The sequence below is a fragment of the Rhodanobacter sp. ANJX3 genome, assembly GCF_014200755.1.
GTDB lineage: Bacteria > Pseudomonadota > Gammaproteobacteria > Xanthomonadales > Rhodanobacteraceae > Rhodanobacter.
In genome coordinates, this window is sequence record NZ_JACHCM010000005.1 from 283333 (window position 1) to 297061 (window position 13729).

Annotated in this window: 14 protein-coding genes; 6 read left to right on the forward strand and 8 right to left on the reverse strand. The window is 64.0% G+C overall.

Annotation, left to right across the window (positions count from 1 at the left end; genetic code table 11):
* The first annotated feature begins 43 nt into the window (after positions 1-43).
* Both HDE76_RS15280 and HDE76_RS15285 read left to right on the forward strand, forming a co-directional pair.
* Positions 44-1045 carry an alpha/beta hydrolase gene (locus HDE76_RS15280; RefSeq protein ID WP_255481624.1) on the forward strand — a complete coding sequence of 334 codons (1002 nt, stop codon included), beginning with the start codon at positions 44-46 and terminating at the stop codon, positions 1043-1045.
* A 216-nt stretch (positions 1046-1261) separates the two neighbouring features.
* Positions 1262-1810 carry a sterol desaturase family protein gene (locus HDE76_RS15285; RefSeq protein ID WP_255457709.1) on the forward strand — a complete coding sequence of 183 codons (549 nt, stop codon included), beginning with the start codon at positions 1262-1264 and terminating at the stop codon, positions 1808-1810.
* 48 nt (positions 1811-1858) lie between these two features.
* Here the strand turns inward: HDE76_RS15285 and HDE76_RS15290 are convergent, their stop codons facing one another.
* From HDE76_RS15290 to ttcA, 5 genes are all read right to left on the reverse strand, one after another.
* Entirely contained in the window at positions 1859-2437 is a 579-nt protein-coding gene (locus HDE76_RS15290; RefSeq protein ID WP_184508842.1) for an isoprenylcysteine carboxylmethyltransferase family protein, read from the reverse strand.
* 103 nt (positions 2438-2540) lie between these two features.
* Complete coding sequence (locus tag HDE76_RS15295) at positions 2541-3311, reverse strand: SprT family zinc-dependent metalloprotease (RefSeq protein WP_179478256.1); 771 nt, start codon at positions 3309-3311, stop codon at positions 2541-2543.
* A 315-nt stretch (positions 3312-3626) separates the two neighbouring features.
* The gene (locus HDE76_RS15300) at positions 3627-4544 is read right to left on the reverse strand and encodes a recombination-associated protein RdgC (protein ID WP_184508845.1); all 918 of its coding nucleotides are present in this window, start codon (positions 4542-4544) and stop codon (positions 3627-3629) included.
* A gap of 92 nt (positions 4545-4636) precedes the next feature.
* On the reverse strand, positions 4637-5839 hold the full coding sequence (locus HDE76_RS15305; protein ID WP_184508847.1) for an amino acid aminotransferase: 1203 nt from the start codon (positions 5837-5839) through the stop codon (positions 4637-4639).
* Between the two features lie 55 nt (positions 5840-5894).
* Positions 5895-6755 carry a tRNA 2-thiocytidine(32) synthetase TtcA gene (gene ttcA / locus HDE76_RS15310; RefSeq protein WP_184508849.1) on the reverse strand — a complete coding sequence of 287 codons (861 nt, stop codon included), beginning with the start codon at positions 6753-6755 and terminating at the stop codon, positions 5895-5897.
* Between the two features lie 139 nt (positions 6756-6894).
* On the opposite strand from ttcA, the gene HDE76_RS15315 reads away from it, so the two are divergent.
* Positions 6895-7101 carry a YdcH family protein gene (locus HDE76_RS15315; protein WP_179478264.1) on the forward strand — a complete coding sequence of 69 codons (207 nt, stop codon included), beginning with the start codon at positions 6895-6897 and terminating at the stop codon, positions 7099-7101.
* A gap of 56 nt (positions 7102-7157) precedes the next feature.
* Positions 7158-7766 carry a GNAT family N-acetyltransferase gene (locus HDE76_RS15320; RefSeq protein WP_184508851.1) on the forward strand — a complete coding sequence of 203 codons (609 nt, stop codon included), beginning with the start codon at positions 7158-7160 and terminating at the stop codon, positions 7764-7766.
* 11 nt (positions 7767-7777) lie between these two features.
* Here the strand turns inward: HDE76_RS15320 and pssA are convergent, their stop codons facing one another.
* From pssA to HDE76_RS15335, 3 genes are all read right to left on the reverse strand, one after another.
* Positions 7778-9178, reverse strand: a complete 1401-nt coding sequence (gene pssA, locus HDE76_RS15325; RefSeq protein ID WP_184508853.1) for a CDP-diacylglycerol--serine O-phosphatidyltransferase — start codon at positions 9176-9178, stop codon at positions 7778-7780.
* A gap of 70 nt (positions 9179-9248) precedes the next feature.
* Entirely contained in the window at positions 9249-9656 is a 408-nt protein-coding gene (locus HDE76_RS15330) for a DUF4156 domain-containing protein (RefSeq protein ID WP_184508855.1), read from the reverse strand.
* Between the two features lie 162 nt (positions 9657-9818).
* The gene (locus tag HDE76_RS15335; protein WP_184508982.1) at positions 9819-12623 is read right to left on the reverse strand and encodes a pitrilysin family protein; all 2805 of its coding nucleotides are present in this window, start codon (positions 12621-12623) and stop codon (positions 9819-9821) included.
* A 368-nt stretch (positions 12624-12991) separates the two neighbouring features.
* Here HDE76_RS15335 and HDE76_RS15340 point away from each other — a divergent pair, with 368 nt between their 5' ends.
* Both HDE76_RS15340 and trmL read left to right on the forward strand, forming a co-directional pair.
* A complete protein-coding gene (locus HDE76_RS15340; RefSeq protein WP_179478271.1) occupies positions 12992-13195 on the forward strand; it encodes a hypothetical protein in 204 nt (67 codons plus the stop codon).
* Positions 13196-13250: 55 nt separating this feature from the next.
* On the forward strand, positions 13251-13721 hold the full coding sequence (trmL, locus tag HDE76_RS15345; RefSeq protein ID WP_184508857.1) for a tRNA (uridine(34)/cytosine(34)/5-carboxymethylaminomethyluridine(34)-2'-O)-methyltransferase TrmL: 471 nt from the start codon (positions 13251-13253) through the stop codon (positions 13719-13721).
* Positions 13722-13729: the final 8 nt, after the last annotated feature.

A 13729-nucleotide genomic window follows, 5' to 3' on the forward strand; every position in this document is an offset into this window, starting at 1 on the left:
CCGACACGCTTGTCTTCACTGAAACACTTCAAAGAATTCCGCCATGGCTCTTCCCCCCTCGACTAAGCCGATCGCTACCACCCGCCCACTCTGGAAGCGCCTGCTGCTGCGGCGGCTGAAGTTTCTCGCGTGGATTGCGGGCATTCTGATCGTCGTGCTGGGCGGCAGCTATCTGTTTGCGCCGCAGTGGCTGATGAAGGCGAACTTCATGCGCCAGGCGATGGCGGCGAATCTGGACAAGCATTCGGTACAGGTCGGCGACACGAAGTGGGTGTATTACGAGGGCGGCCAGGGTCAGACCATCGTGCTGCTGCACGGTCTGGGCGACAGCAAGGAGGTATGGCTGGACGTAGCCAAGCTGCTGACGCCGCACTTCCATCTGATCATCCCCGATCTGCCCGGCTGGGGAGAATCGACGCGGGTGGTCGGCGCCAGCTACAACGTCGACGCCCAGGCGGCGCGACTGGATGCCTTTGTGCAGGCGTTACGGCTGCAGCGCGTTATTCTGGTCGGCCATTCGCTGGGTGGGGCGATTGCGGGGGTGTATGCCGCCGAGCACCCGGACCACGTCAGCGAGCTGGCACTGATCGATTCGTTCGGCCTGCAATACAAGGAGAACGCGTTTGCGCGCGACGCCATGGCCGGCAAAGACCCATTCATTTTCGACGATCGCGCCGGCTTCGAGCGCATGACTGCCCTGGCCCTGAACAAACCGCTGGACCTGCCCGGCCGCTTTGTCGACGTGCTGATCAAGCGCAATCAAGCCGATCGGGCGTTCATCGAGCAGAATTTCAAGGAGCTGCGCGAACCCTCGCAATATCTCGCCGTGCAAAATCGGCTCGGCGACCTCACGATGCCGGTGCTGGGCGTGTGGTGCCGGGACGACAAGATTATCGATATCTCGGCGCTGGACAGCCTGCGCGACGGTCTGACCCATTCGGCGGCCATCAGCAGCAGCACGCTCAACGGCTGCAACCATATTCCGATGCTGGAAAAGCCCGAGGCCACGGCGCAGATCCTTACGGGTTTTGCGCTGTCACACTAGTGGCTGCCAGCTCATAGCGGCCGCATTCACGCTTCCAGTCAGGTCGTGCTGGTTATCTTTGCATCAGCGGCAAATCGCCAGCCATTGTGATTTGCGCACAGCAACATGTGACAATGACACTATCGATACGGAGACATGCGTGTGTATTTGCAAGAAGACGGCATGGTGCCATCACCGATAAGACGAACCCTGTGGCGCTCCTTCGTGGATGCGGTCATGCGGATGTCTTCCACGCGGACCAATTACTGGGCCGAGGTGGTTGTGGACGGAACATTGGCCCTGATGCTTTTCTTCGAAGGCTGGCGTCACCTGACCGGCGGCCTGATGGAAGGGCTGGCGGCGATCGTGCTGGGGCTGTTCGCCTTCAGTTTCGTGGAGTACTTCTTCCATCGCTGGATGTTCCACACGCGCATACCGCTGTTCGCCCAGGGCCACCAGCTTCACCACGAAAAGCCGCTGGGCTACGACTCGCTGCCCTTTTTTCTCCCTGGCGCGGTGCTGTTCGTTCTGACGGGCCTGCTGGTGCTGATCCTGCCGGTCGGCTTCGCTTTTCTGATGATGGGCGCGGTCACCCTGGGCTATATCGCCTACGGCCTGAGCCACTTCACCATTCACCACGTTCGCTTCAAGCATCCGCTGATGCGGCGCTGGGCCGGTTCGCACCACGTGCATCACTATCACCCGGACAGCAATTTCGGCGTCACCACGCCGCTGTGGGATGTGCTGCTGGGCACGCGCTACGTACGGCAGACGCGCAAGCCCTGACCGGGCTTCCAGCCGCTTTAACAGAGCGTCCGTTCGTACCGAGCAAGCTCAAAGCACGCCGGGAATCAGCGCCTTGACCCGCTGCATATACTCGCCATAAGCCGGCCCGAAGTACTCGCTGAGCCAGGTTTCCTCCAGCCTGAGCTTGCGCCAGAACGACACGAACATGATCACGAAGCCCAGCACGGCGCGCCACTCGCCGAGCAGCAGTGCCGTACCCACCAGCGCCAGCAGCAGGCCCGTGTAGATCGGATGGCGCACGTAGCGGTAGGGGCCGCGCTCGATCAGCTCGTGGTCCTGCTTGACCTGCACCACCGCGCTCCAGTTGCTGCCCAGGATGGCGCGCGCCCAGCAGGCGAACAGCAGGCCGGCCACGGCCAGCAGCAGACCCAGCGCGGCCACCCACAAAACGTCGGGAATAAATCGTGTGCCCAGCAGGGTGCCTTCGTACAGCGAGGTCGGAAACATCAGCGCCAGGTTCACGATGATCGGCAGCCAGTACTTGAAAAAACGCGACCAGACCGGCTCGCCGCGGGCAGAACTCTTAACCCGTCGCGCGCTCCAAAGCCAGTAAAACAGAAACAGCAGCCACGCCGCAGCGGCCAATGTCGTAATCGATGGTTGCATGATCAGTCCCTGCTGGCATGGCCGACATGCGGCATTCGTTGCGGATGGTGCGCGGAACGGGCATCGAAGGCAACGGTGCCGCGGAAACGCAGCAACGGCCGGCTCAGTCGGCGACGTCGGCCACCAGGCGATCGAGTTCGGCCTTGAGCATGCCGCCGTTGACACGCAGCCAGTCGCGCTGCTCCTGCCAGTCGGGGTAGAGGTTGGCCACCTGCGCCCAGAAGCGCGCCGAGTGGTTGCGCACCTTGAGGTGGCACAGCTCGTGGACCAGCACGTAGCGCAGCGCGGCCGATGGCGCCAGGGCCAGCGCCAGATCGAGGTTGATACGGTCGCGCGTATCCAGGCTGCCCCACAGGCTTTTCATCGGACGGATTTTCAGCGCGGTCGGCGCCAGGCCGAGCAAGGGCACGTAGGTGGCCAGCCAACGTGAGACGTCGCGGCGCATCTGTCCTTCAAGATAGGAGGCCAGCAGTCCACGGGCGATCGGCAGCGCGCGCGTATGCGGGCGCGGAATCACCAGGGTCAGGCCGGTCACGCTGGGCTCGATGCGCGGATACGGGCCCTCGGCCCAGTCCAGCGTCAGCGTTTCGCCGCGCAGGGGGAACTCAGTGGCGTAACCGAGCCGGAGCGGCGGAGTCGGGTCGACGATGAGGTTGAGCTCGGCGAGCTTTTTCTCCAGCCATTCCGCGTGGCTGCGCAGAAAGGCATTGACCTGGGCCGGATGCGTGCCGTACGGATACGACACCCGCGCACCCTTAGGGGTCACGGTGAGGCGCAGCCGCCGCGCGCGCGGGTGGGCGGCCTTCAGCACCATGATGCTGTTACCGCTGACCGTCGCCAGTTCCAGCCAATCGCCTTCGAGATGTTGCGCCATACGGCTGCCCGTTTGAGCCTCGTCGTGCTTTTGTCGCGGAGATGTTTTCGCCAATCGCGCGAGCACACCGGACAGCCAGTATGCCGCTTTAGCCGTCCAAATGGGGCGGATTTCTTGTTGGAGCCTGTCCATCATTTCCTCGTAGCCGGCGCCGGTGGCGGTTTGCGTTCAGGACAAGGAAGAAGGAGGAAGTGTACGTCGGTACACGACCGAGTGATGACGCCGGCCTGGGCGCAAACCGGCCCGGTCCGAAGGGTTGAGTCGTGGCAATCGCCACGGCTCAGCGCGGGTCATGGGGAGATGCTGGACAGGCTCTTAGCCATCAGCGGGGCGCGGCAGCCCAAACCACTCCTCGAGTTTGCCCAGCAAACGCTCCAGTTCCAGCGTCAAAAGGGCGAAGCTGGCGTCCATTTCGGCCTGCGCGTCCTGCTGGCTGTCGCCCAGCTCGTCCATCACCACGTCGAGGAATTTCAGCTTGCGGATGATCAGGTCTTCGCCCAGGACGAAGCTGATGCGATCGTCGAAGGTCAGGCCGAGCAGAAACACCTGCTTGCCGTTGCGCAGGTGCTCCTTCACTTCCTCGGCATCCAGATCCTGCCGGCGGCACTTGGCGATGGCGCCCGTGGCGGTGGCCGGATCGCGCAGCTCGCATTCGTCGCCGAGGGTGAGGCCAGCCGGCAGATTGCCGTTGGCCAGCCAGTCGGTCATCAGCACGCGAGGGCCTTCTTCGGGCGCCAGCGGCACGGCGGGAAAGCTGCCCAGCGCCTCACGGATCTGGGTCAGCGCGTTCTCGGCGGACTTGCGGCTGGACGTATCCAGCACCAGCCAGCCGTTTTTCATGTCGACATAGCTGGACATGCGCGAAGTGCGCACGAAAGCGCGCGGCAGCAGCTCGTTCAGCAGATCCTCCTTGATGCGCTTGCGCTCACGGCCGCCAACCTTGCGGCCTTCTTCCTCGGCGATTTTCTGCACCTTGCGCGAGAGCTCTTCGTTGATCACCTGCGCGGGCAGCAGCTTGTCCTCGCCGCCGACGGTCATCAGCGTGCACTGCTTCACCGAGTGGGTCAGCGGCGCTTCCTCACCGCGCCCAACCGGCGGCACGAAGCCTTTGGTGAACATTTCCATCGGCCCGCAGGGGCGCAGGCGGTGTTCGGCCAGCACCTCGTCAAGGCGCTTCAGATCGGTGGCAACGGCGGGGGAAAAACGGAACAGCGTGAGATTGCGAAAAAACATGGATATCCGAATGATGGTCGCCCGAAGGCGGAAATGGCTGCACCGCCACCCGGGCGATCTCGAAGATCGCCGGCGGGTGGCGAACGGGGACTTCAGCGGCTGACGGTAGCGACCGCTGCGGCCACGGTTTCCAGATTGTCGCGATTGAGCGCCGCCACGCAGATGCGGCCGCTGTCCAGCGCGTAGATGGCGAACTCGTCGCGCAGGCGGTGAACCTGGGCCTTGCTCAGGCCGGAATACGAAAACATGCCGGCCTGGCTCTGGATAAAGGCGAACTGCGTGGCGCCGTGTGCGGCCAGCCGCTCGACCATGCCGGCACGCATCGCGTGGATGCGCTCGCGCATCTCGCCCAGCTCCTGCTCCCACTGCGCCCGCAGCTCGGCGCTGCCGAGCACGCCGGCGACCAGCGCCGCACCGTGGGTCGACGGGCTGGAGTAATTCGCGCGAATGGTCTGCTTGATCTTGGACAGCACGCGCGCCGCCTCGTCGCGGTTGGCCGCCACCATCGACAGCGCGCCCACGCGCTCGCCGTAGAGCGAGAACGATTTGGAATACGAATTGGCCACCACGAACGCCTCGATGCCGGAGGCGGCCAGCAGGCGCACGGCGGTCGCATCTGCATCCAAACCCTGGTCGAAGCCCTGATAGGCCAGGTCGACGAACGGCAGCAGCTTGCGCTCTTTCAGCAGCTCGATGGTCTGCGCCCACTGCGCCGCATCGAGGTCCACGCCGGTCGGGTTGTGGCAGCAGGCGTGCAGCAGCACTACCGTGCCAGGCTCCAGCTTGCCCAGATCTTCCAGCATGCCGGCGAAATCCAGGCCGTGGCTGGCGTCGTCGTAATAGCGGTAATCGAGCAGTTCGAAACCCGCGGTGCGGAAAATCACATGGTGATTGCCCCAGCTCGGGTTGCTGATGGCAACTTTGCCGCTGGCGCCGCCAACCTGCTTGAGCAAATCGGCCGCCACGCGCAGCGCGCCGCTGCCGCCCACAGTCTGCGCGGTGACCACGCGCCCGGCTTCCAGCACCGGCGATCCCGCGCCGAACAGCTGCTGCTGGGTCAGTTTGTCGTACGCGGCCATACCGTCGATCGGCAGATAGCCGCGCGGCTTGGCCGCCGAGGCCAGCGCCTTCTCCACCTCATAGACTGAACGCAGCAGCGGCACACGGCCCTGTTCGTCGACATAGATACCGACGCCGAGATTGATCTTGCCCGGACGAGCGTCGGCCACAAAAGTTTCGGTCAGGCCCAGAATCGGATCGCCGGGGGCCATTTCAACGGATGCAAAAAAAGACACGGTGCGTACTCTACTCAGGGAATGGGATCGATCTGGGGTGGGTCAGCACCCAAGCTTACGAGAATGCCGTCTCACCCGCCGCGTCGACGTTCCACGCGGACGAACCCACAGCATGCATGTCTCCGGCGGAAAAATCGAACAGCGCGCGATCGGCCAGATGCGAAGGCGACACGCGGCCCAGCGCGCGAAAAACGTTCTCGCTGCGGCCGGGCTGCTGCGTTTCCCACTCATCCAGCATCCGCTGCACGGCCTTGCGCTGCAGGTTTTCCTGCGAACCGCAGAGGTTGCAGGGAATGATCGGAAACTGCTGCTGCGCGGCGTAGTCGGCGATGTCGCTCTCGCGGCAGTACGCCAGCGGGCGGATTACCACGTGGCGGCCATCGTCCGAACGCAGTTTGGGCGGCATCGCCTTCAGCTGCGCCTGATAGAACATGTTCAGAAAGAACGTGGCCAGGATATCGTCGCGATGATGGCCCAGCGCGATCTTGCTGATGCCGTTGGCCGCCGCCCAGGTATAAAGCGCGCCGCGGCGCAGGCGCGAGCACAGGCTGCACATGGTCTTTCCGGCCGGAATCACCCGCGTCACCGTGCTGTAGGTGTCCTGTTCGACGATGTGGAACGGCACGCCGCGGGCGCGCAGGTAATCCGGCAGCACGTGCGCGGGGAAATCCGGCTGCTTCTGGTCCAGGTTCACCGCGATCAGCTCGAATCGCACCGGGGCCTTGGCCTGCAGCTGCAGCAGCATCTCCAGCAGGGTGTACGAATCCTTGCCGCCGGACAGGCAGACCATCACCTTGTCGCCGTCTTCGATCATGCCGAAATCGCCGATCGCCTGCCCGACCTGATGACGCAAGCGGCGTGCCAGCTTATCGGCCTCGGCGGCGGGCGAACGGCGGGTATCGGGTTGAGCAGACATGGCGACTCGTGGCGCGGCAGGTTGAACGCAAAGATTAACCTCATTCTAGCCGGCCGCCGTTTGCACCCTCGCTGCAGCAAACGGCGTCAGCGATCGGAGCTAGACTAGGAGGCTTACTCCCCAGCCGTTGCCCGTTGCCATGCAGGTCAAGGATCACGCCGCCATCGTTCACCTGTTGGCCGAATTGCGGGTAGAACATCGCGATCTCGATACGGCGATTCACCAGCTGTCCGCCGGCCTCAGCCGCGACGAGCTGCAGCTGACCCGGATGAAGAAACGCAAGCTGCTGCTGAAAGACAGCATTGCCCGGCTCGAAAGCAAGCTGATTCCCGACCTGGATGCATGACCGGAATAAGGTCGCCGCCGCACTCGCTCGAGCACGGCTTCTCTCAAGGACTACCGATGCCACCACTCGCCCCGATCACGCTGCAGGACGATCACGTCGCGCTCGAGCCGCTCAGCCTCGATCACGTCAGAGCACTCGAAGCGGCCGCCGCCGATGGCGAGTTGTGGAAGTTGTGGTTCACCAGCGCGCCGGCGCCGGGTAAAGCACACGCTTATATCGAAGCCGCGCTCAAGGGCCACGCCGACGGCCTGATGCTGCCGTTCGCGATTCGCGAAAAAACCAGCGGCGCGATCGTCGGCACCAGCCGCTATTACGACATGGCACCGGAGCTGCCGCGGCTGGCGATCGGCTACACCTGGTACGCCAAAAGCTGGCAGAAAAGCCATCTCAACACCGCCTGCAAACGCCTGCTGCTGCGCCATGCGTTCGAGACGATCCACTGCGTGGCGGTGGAGTTTCACACCGACCATCGCAACCTCGATTCGCAGCGCGCGATCGAACGGCTGGGCGCACAGCGCGACGGCGTACTGCGGGCGCACAAGCGCCGCCCCGATGGCACGCTGCGTAACACCGTCTGCTACAGCATCCTCGCCGACGAATGGCCGGACGTGGATCGCTGGCTTGGCATGCGGCTGGATCGCCTGGTCAACGCGAGAACGCGCTAAGCGAAAGACCTTTACATGATTCGGTTGACCAGCCGGTCCAGCCGCGTGCGGTTGAGCCGCTTCAGATTCTTGCGCACTTCGGCCGGGTAACTGCGCGTGCTTTCCAGCGCGAGATCGTCCGTGAGCCGCACGGCGTGCTGTCGCAATGCCGCCCATTCCGCTTCGTGTTTAGCCGTGAGCAGGTGGCCCGGGTCGCGCAGCAGCAGGCCGTTTTCGAGATCCAGCGCCCACGCGCGCGGATTGAAATTGTTGCCTGTGATGACGGCCACATCGTCGTCGATCAACACGCCCTTGAGGTGGTAGCTGTTGTCGCCGTCGCGCCACAGGTAAATATTCAGCTGGCCGCTGGCCATCTGCTTGCGATGCGCACGCGCGAAGCGCCGCAGGTTGTTTTCGTACAGATACGGCAACAGGCCGATGGTGCGAAACGGCTGCGGCGGCGGAATATAGAAATCGTTGGCTGTCTTGTCGCCGACCATGATGTGGATCTCGCAGCCGCGGCGCAGCAGTTGGCCGATCACCAGCCGCACCGGTCGCGGCAGGTTGAAATACGGCGTCAGCAGAATCACCCGCCGACGCGCGCCGCGCAGCAGCGCCAGCAACACGTCGTTGAGCAGGTTGTCCGCGCGACCGAATCCCAGCAGCGGCGTCACCGCCACATCCGCGTGGCCCAGCGCATCGTGCGGCACATCGTAGCGGGCGCCCTGCAAATCGTCGCGCAACGTGCGGATGGCCGGATACAGGCTGCGCGTGCTCGGCACGTCGGGCACATTCAACCGGCGCACGGCCTCGCTTTCGACAAAATGCCGGCGCAGGAAACCGGCCATCGCATCGGCCAACTCACGATGCAGCAGCCGATGATACCGATCGAGGCGATAGCGGCCCTGCTTGGCCAGGTAGACGTCGTTGAAGCTGGCGCCGCTATAGAGCACGGTATCGTCGATGATCACGCCCTTCAGATGCAGCACGCCGAACAGCTCGCGATTCTGTACGGGCACGCCGTAGATCGCCACGCCCGGCCCGAAGCGCTCGGCGTACTCGCGGTACATGCCGGCGTTTCCCTCGCTCTTGGCCTTGCCAATCAGCCCACGCTGCGCGCGATGCCAGTCGACGAAGATGTGGATCTGCAGCGACGGGTTTTTCGCGTACGCCGCGTACAGCGCGTCGAGCACTTCGCGGCCGCCGTCGTCGTCCTGCAGATACAGCGCCACGATCAGGATGCGGCGCGTGGCCTGCGCAATCTGCCGCAGCAGGGTCTGCCGGAACGCTGTGGGATCGGGGAGCACCTCGATCGCATCGGCCGGTACCGCAAACGCCGGCAGCGCGCTCAGCAGCGCCTTTGACGCCGCCTTCTGCCGAAACGGCAGCATGCGCTTGACCAGGCGCTGCGGCGCCTTCATCAGCTTGTTCATGAAAGCCTGCGGTCAGCAGCACGCCTGCAGCGCCACACGCCGCCCGAGCATGACGATGCAGACAAGCGCTTCAGCCGCCGTGGACCGGAAAGGTCTGTGCGTTGCCCGGCGGCGAAGCGCCGTTGTTCGGCGCTGCCGGCGGACGCGCCTGCGGGTTGATCGGGCGCGAACCGCACTGGTAGGCGCCCCACGGCTGCGAGCCGTCGGTCGGATCGGCCAGCGGCTTGATGGTGTCGGCGTGCAGCTCGGCCGCCTGATTGCGCGCCAGCACTTCCAGCTCGTCGCGTACGGTGATGTTGTTGCGATCCACCGGACCAATGTGATCCTGCACGGACACGGTGACCTTGCCCATATCGCGGCAACCCGACACATCGCCACCCCACGCCGTACGCACGTTCTTGGCCGCATCATCCAGCGTGATGCCGTAGGTGCAGGCGCTCAGCAGTACCGGAACGAGCAACAACAGGGTCTTGCGCATGACATGCTCCGCGATGGGTCGACGAATGAAGGCAGGGCGGTTCAACGCCCGGGCTGCATCCTAACCTAGCACGCCGCCATATCGCTTGATCGCCGCCGCACCAACCTTCCGCGCAGCGGCGACCATGTGGCGGGTGATCGACGCTGAAAAAACGACGCTGCGTCAGTGCACCGGCTGACCATCGCCGTCGATTACCTGCACCTCGCCCAGATTCAGCGCGCGCACCGGCGCCTCGATTTTTTTCAGATCACCGACGATCACCCAGGTCATCGCGTCGGGTTTCACGATCTCCTTGATCGCTGTCTCGGCCGCCGCGGGGCTGATGCCTTCCAAGCGCGATTTCATCGTCTGGACGTAGTCATCGGGTCGGTCGTAAAGCACGATGCCCTGCATCGCACCGAGCACGTCGCCGGTGGTTTCGTAGCTGCCCGGCAGCGAGCGGATGCTTTGATCCTTGATCTTGGCGACTTCGGCATCGGTCAGCGGCTTGTCGGCAATCACCGCACGCGCCTCCTTCAGCACCTCGGCAGCGGACTCGGCCGTTTTGTCGGTCTGCACCGGCGCGTAAAATAGGAACGGCCGCTGGCCTTGCGCGTCCATCAGCAGGCTCTGTGCGCCGTAGGCCCAGCGTTTGTCTTCGCGCAGGTTCATGTTGAGCCGTGAGGTGAAGGTGCCACCGAAGGCGCCATTGGCCGTCTGGATGGCCAAATCGTCGACAGCCTTTGACGAAGGCGCCAGCAGACCGGCGAGAATCAGCGACTGCGGCGCATCGGCCCGATTGATCAGAAACACGCGCGGTTTGGGCTGCGCCGCCACGGCGGTCACGTTCTTTTTCGGCACGGCGGACTCGGGCGCCTTCCAGTCCCCGAAGGCCGCGTCGAGCTGCGGAATGATCTTGGCCAGCGTGGTGTCGCCGGCGACCAGGATTCTCACGTTGTCCGGCCGCAGCCAGTCCTGCTGAAAGGTGCCCAGATCCGCCGCCGTGAGCGAACGGATCGCCGCCTCGCTGCCCGTACCGGTGAACGGAATGCCGTAGGCGTGCTGGCTGCCGTAGAGAAGCGGCGGCAGCGTGCGCAGCGCCAGGCCAATCGGCTGAGTCTTTTCCTGTGCGATGCCGGCCAGCCACTGACCCCGCACGCGCTCGATGTCGCCGTTATTGAACGCCGGATGGCGCACGATGTCGGCGAACAGCGTCAGCGATGGCTGCAGCTGATCGTTAAGCGTGTCGAGCGACGCGGAGCAGGTGTCCAAACCGCAGCCCACCGAGGTCATGGCACCCAGACGCTGACGGCGCTTGGCGATTTCGACCGAATCGAGATCCTTGGTGCTCTCGTTCATCAGCGTCGAGGTGAAGCTGGCGGTGCCAAGCTTGTGACCCCGATCCGCCGCGTATCCACTGTCGAACAGCAGCTCGACCTGAGTCACCGGAATGGTGTGGCGTTCGGCCAGAATCACCTCGATACCGTTCTTCAACTTGCCGCGTTCCAGCGGGGGAAAGCTCAGCGCAGGAAACTGGCTGACCTCGGGCACGCCCTTGCGGCGATCGACCAGCGACTTGCCCACGCTGTATGCCCGCTTCGGCGGCAGCAGCGGTGCCGGACGATTGGCGGCGTCACTCAGGCCGACTACAGCCTTGTCTTCGACCGCGGGATCGAAATTCTTGCCGGCGGGCAGCACGGTCAGCTCGTAATCGCCCTTGCTCAGCCACTGATCGGCTGCCTGCTTGACGCTGGCGATGCTCGCGCCAGCGGTGCGCGCCAGATCCTTTTTGTACGCGCCAGGATCACCGCGATACACCTGCCCCTGCGCCAGAATCACCGCCTTGCCGCTGAAGCCACCCACTTTCTCCAGGCCGCGGATGAAGTTGGCACGGCTGGCCACTTTGGCGCGGTCCAGTTCGTCCTGGGTCGGACCGTCGGCGAGAAATTTTTTCAGCTCTTCGGCGATCACCGCCTCGACCATGGCCGGGTCGACGCCCTGCTTCACATCGGCCTGAATCTGGAACTGATTCGCCAGCGCAAAATCGCTGAGGCTGGCGGATACGTCGTCCACCAGCTTGTCCTGATAAACGAGGCGCTGGTAGAGCCGCGAAGTTTTGCCGCCGCCGAGCACGGTCGACGCGAGATTGAGCTGGATCGCCGCATCGGTACCCAGCTGCGGCACCACCCAGGTACGCGTGATGCGCGGCTGCGCCACGTGATCGTGCTGCACGCCGCGGGTCGACGCGGCCAGCGGCGTGATCCACGGCTGCTGGCGCGCTACGGGCGGCCCGGCCGGAATATCGCCGAAATATTCGGCCGCCTTCTGCTTTGCCTGCGCCACGGTGATGTCGCCAGCCAGCACCAGCGTGGTGTTGGCGGCGCCGTAGTTGCTCTGGAACCACTGTTTGACGTCATCCAGCGACGCGGCATTGAGATCGTCCATCGAGCCGATGGTGTCGTGGTGGTACGGATGGTTGGCCGGATAGGTCTTGGCCAGGATGTTTTCGTCCACGCGACCGTAGGGACGGTTTTCGCCCTGCCTCTTTTCGTTCTGCACGACGCCGCGCTGGGTGTCCAGCTCCTTCTGGCCGATCGCGCCAAGCAGGTGACCCATGCGATCGGACTCCATCCACAGCGCCATATCAAGCGCGGTGGTCGGAACCGTTTCAAAGTAATTGGTGCGATCAAACCAGGTCGTGCCGTTCTGGTCGGTGGCGCCGGCCAGTTCGAACGGCTGGAAATAGGTGCCCTTGTGATTCTCCGAGCCGGAAAACATCAGGTGCTCGAACAGGTGCGCAAAACCGGTCTTGCCCGCGGGCTCATCGGCCGAGCCGATGTGATACCAGATGCCAACCGCGACCACGGGCGCCTTGTGATCCTCATGCACGACCACGGTGAGGCCGTTGGGCAACACGAAGCGTGTGTAAGCAATGTCCGGAATTTGCAGCGCCGCCTCGTTATTCGCCGATGCGGCCGCGGGAAGCATGCTGCCACCGGCGAGAGCTAGCAGGCCGACGATCGCGAGAGCCAGGGATTTTCGTGCCACGGTCGTACTCCTTGTTGCGTGGATGAAGACCGTCGAGGCTATCGGCGAGGGGATGCGTCCGCAATAGCTTACGGCCAGATTTTTCAAGCCGACTTTTCGTTGCTCGCGCCACTCGCCTCGGGTTGGTCGAAAACGTGTCCGGAGCTCTGTTCGGGAAGCGTCCGTCCGCTGTCCGCGGACAACGGCCCCGCATCATGCCAAAACACGAAAAGCCAGCTGCAGCGGGGCTTCGCAGCCATCGCACCGGTTGGCACGGCGATTGCCATATCTGGGTACAGGCCAACCGGCCTTTTCCCAGGAGAAACGCCATGAAATTTGAAACCTTTATGCTTCGCGGCCTGTTCGTTGCGTGCTTCGCCGTGTGCGCGCTGATCATGGGTGCCATGTTGAATGCCCGACCGCAGGGTTTGCAGCATGCCAATGGCAATCGAGTGGCCAGCGCCCTGCTGACGGCACCGACCGCGTGCGCGATGAAGCCCGACGGTGTTGTTTGCCCCGCAGTGCACGGCTGAGTCTGTCGGATGCTGCCTAGCCGCGATACGCGTCGGGCTAAGCGATAATGGGCGGATGCTGCAAGTCATCCTCTTCCGTCCCGAGATTCCGCCGAACACCGGCAACGTGATTCGCCTGTGTGCGAATACCGGCGCCGCGCTGCATCTGATCCGCCCGCTGGGCTTCGAACTGGACGATGCGCGCCTGCGCCGCGCCGGGCTGGATTATCACGAGTACGCCAGCCTCAAGGTGCATGACGACCTTGCTACTTGCCTTGAGTCCATCGGCCAGCCACGCGTGTTTGCCTTCACCACCAAGGGCCGGGTCGCCCATGTGGACGCGCGTTTTGCCGCAGGCGATGCGCTGCTGTTCGGCTGCGAAACCGCCGGCCTGCCGGCTGACGTGCTCGAAGCGATACCCGCCGAACGACGTCTGCGCCTGCCCATGCGCCCCGATAGCCGCAGCCTCAACCTGTCCAACACCGTGGCCATTGCCGTATACGAAGCATGGCGGCAGCTGGGCTTCGATGGCGCGATGCAGGTCTGAACACGGCT